The 3,044-nt window shown below is 35.3% G+C and carries 3 protein-coding genes and 1 pseudogene; 1 reads left to right on the top strand and 3 read right to left on the bottom strand.

The window, feature by feature from the left end; translation table 11 throughout:
* Positions 1-127: 127 nt before the first annotated feature.
* Positions 128-629 (bottom strand): annotated as a pseudogene (locus GLW08_RS21360) (ParA family protein); the annotation flags it as partial.
* A gap of 352 nt (positions 630-981) precedes the next feature.
* Positions 982-1,425, bottom strand: coding sequence for a MobA/MobL family protein (locus tag GLW08_RS21355; RefSeq protein WP_237458531.1), 444 nt, complete (start codon positions 1,423-1,425; stop codon positions 982-984).
* 103 nt (positions 1,426-1,528) lie between these two features.
* Here GLW08_RS21355 and GLW08_RS21350 point away from each other — a divergent pair, with 103 nt between their 5' ends.
* On the top strand, positions 1,529-1,900 hold the full coding sequence (locus tag GLW08_RS21350; RefSeq protein ID WP_160850641.1) for a hypothetical protein: 372 nt from the start codon (positions 1,529-1,531) through the stop codon (positions 1,898-1,900).
* Positions 1,901-1,934: 34 nt separating this feature from the next.
* Here GLW08_RS21350 and GLW08_RS21345 read toward each other — a convergent pair whose 3' ends face one another.
* Positions 1,935-2,348: a hypothetical protein gene (locus GLW08_RS21345; protein WP_160850640.1), complete on the bottom strand. Its 414-nt coding sequence runs from the start codon at positions 2,346-2,348 to the stop codon at positions 1,935-1,937.
* Positions 2,349-3,044: the final 696 nt, after the last annotated feature.

Raw genomic sequence — 3,044 nt, 5'->3', positions numbered from 1 at the left:
TATTTTGCATTAGATTGGTGGTTTAACGATTATGTTGTGTTGCGTAAGAGCGTTATTAACGACGAAAACGGCTATTTAATACAACACTGTTGTATAGAACGAACGAAATTCAGGACAGATAAAAAGCTATAACTTCTGTATCCTTATAAACAAACTCTCGAGCACCTTTAACTGAATCCATAAAGTTTGGGACAACTGAATAGCACCAGTTAGAGCATTTATACATAACCACAACATATTCACTAGCACACAAGGCATTTGTTGTTTGCTCGCTTAACGAAGGTGGCGTATCAATCAATATAAAGTCGTATTCATCCCTTACTTGATCTAATAATTCATCTAGAGCTAAACTGGGATTCTTCTTAAAAGGAATATATTCACCGTTATATGTTTTACTTGTATAGATCCATCGTGGGAAAATCGCTAAAAAATTATTTTGCTGGAAGAAGATCAATGTTGTCTGATACTTCATATATATACCTCTTTGTATCTCCTTTCTGCATTGCTTCTAAAACAGAAGAGCCAACAAAATCATTGGATACATGTACTGATAGTAATTCAGTTAGATTACCTTGAGAATCCATGTCGATTGCTAAAACTTTATAATCCTGACTCATTAGATGGGGTAGAGTCAGGATTTTGACAATTTACAACGATAATGAAGATGAACGCTGTTATACCAAGGCTTACACGACTTTGTATCAATAGGGTTTACTCTTTTGAGAATCTTCCTCAAAACGATGGTTAAAGCATTCTAAGTGTCTCATATACATGTCTCAAAATACTTATCGTTGTTATCCCAAGATAAATAGTCCTTTTGGTGGCTTAACGTTGTAAATCCGCATTTTCCTGACTAGCCCCCTAGATAAGCTAGAATTCCTGTAGTTGTCGACTTCCACAGCCACCTTTTTGAATCCTTACAGTAATTGTAATAGCCATATAAACACTCCCTAGAATATTTCTTCGTTTCTTCCAACGTTGTTACCTAGGTTCTATTTTCTTATATAATTCTTGCTTCTGTTCACGAAACTTTTGCAGATCCACTACATGCCTATTGTATTCTTGGCGGTCACGATTGATATTTCCTCGTTCTGTATCTACACCACGCTTTTCCATCGCATGAGCTTCATGCCCTAGATGAACCGTTGGCACTTCTTCAAAACCTCGTTCTTCATGAGAAAGGTGAGAAATACGTTCGCTGACTTGAGCATTTTCTAAAGCATTATTTGCATAATTAGCCCATTCCTCCCGCACATCAAGACACTTATCGTTAGAAGAAACAAAACCTCTTTGATTTTCTTTAGCATTAGAGAAAGCAGGATTCCAGTCACGATTCTTTTTCCCGAAGCCATTCTCATCAACGTTTCTCATGGTAACATGAGGATTCTCTTGGTCGTCTCGATGAATGGCTATATTTGCAATCATTCGAAATAATCAATCATATTGGAAGAAGAGATAAATACACTAGATAAAAAGTTAATTGTTTAATCTCATCATGCACCAATACAGTTTATAGGGAGGATATAGAGTGAAAAAATTGGTCATTTGTATTATAGTGGTTTCTGTAACGTTGGGGGGGGGATTATCCATTAATTACTTTACTGAATTCGTAAATGCCGATAAAACTGGTCATCCATTCGACTTACATTCTACTGCTGATGAAACGAAAAAAATAGATTTTACCGAAATACTAAAAACATCTTTAAAAGAAGAAGGGTATAAAACAATAAATGGGATGGTTCTTGAACAAGGTAAAAAATTATCCAAAGCTACCATTTTTATTTCAAAGAAAGAGTATGGAGGTGAGCCAACTAGACAAAATATAGAAGAAATAGTTAATCGTTTAGCAAAAGAAAATGAAATTGGTAGTTTTAAAGTAGTAGTTAATACAAAAAGCTAATCGGTCAAATCGATTAGCTTTTTGTATATTTATATTAATCATCTATACGAACGGTCACCTTGTCAGAACTATATTGTCCTTGCATGTTTAAATAAAGTTCTGCATAAGAACCATCTTTATAATTATCTACGTTAATACTGCTTGAACAATAATTACCGGTGAAAGTTATATATGTTACTGTTCTATCAAGAATATCATCTGACCTTAATTCAGCAATAATTTTATTACCACTATTAACACCACTTAAGCAAACTCGTACATTTCCTCCACCTGAAAGAACTGTACGAGTTTTTGTTACTGCTGGGTAATCATATACTGTGTAATCACTTATCAAAATTGTATCCCATTCTCCTGGTCCCAATTGAGGTCCACTTGCGAAAGTCGAGGTAGGAATTAATAACATCACTGTTAAAGCAAAGATAATGGTTTTGATTTTTTTATCATTCATTTCATCTCCCTTTACAAAATGTGGTTAAAACTATTACTTCAACATCTATAATAGATAACCTTTATTTTTGAAAAAATAGTAAAAAAAGTAACTTAAACTATGCATTTTTCTGATACTCTCCCAAAAGCGCGTTCCCCACATTGATAAGACACGTATTCCACAGCTCATTCTTCTTCTCGCGTGTATGGTTCTGCATAAATCCCCGCCATGAGTTCCGAAAGATGTATTATGTAAAATAGCTTTTTCCTAGCAAGGATTCGAAATCCCTGCCATACCAACATTACTCTATAAATAATTCGGAAAAGGGTACACGTCTCCTATTCAGGATTTTATAAAAGACCGTCCTATCAACCTTTTGAGAGCATGGGAAAGCTAAGCCATTGCATGTATCTCGAATTCAAGATGACATTACCCATCCATGGCTTGGAGCTCTTGTCGTTATTTTTCTTTCTTGGCTTCAATTTCGGCTGCTGTCTTCTCGGAAACGTTGCTAGAATCATGTTCATCTTCTCGTTGAGCCTGTTCTTTTTGTTGCTTAAACCATTCAGGAAGCACTTCTTGCTGTCTTTGGGGTCCAGACAGCAAAACTCGGAAAACGTACGCTAAGAGTTATTTTGCATTAGATTGGTGGTTTAACGATTATGTTGTGTTGCGTAAGAGCGTTATTAACGACGAAAACGGCTATTTAATACAACA

Origin of the sequence: Pontibacillus yanchengensis, from assembly GCF_009856295.1 — a bacterium.
GTDB classification, from domain to species: Bacteria; Bacillota; Bacilli; order Bacillales; family BH030062; genus Pontibacillus; species Pontibacillus yanchengensis_A.
Note: the sequence above shows the minus strand (reverse complement) of the source record. Positions and strands in the feature narration are given on the sequence as shown.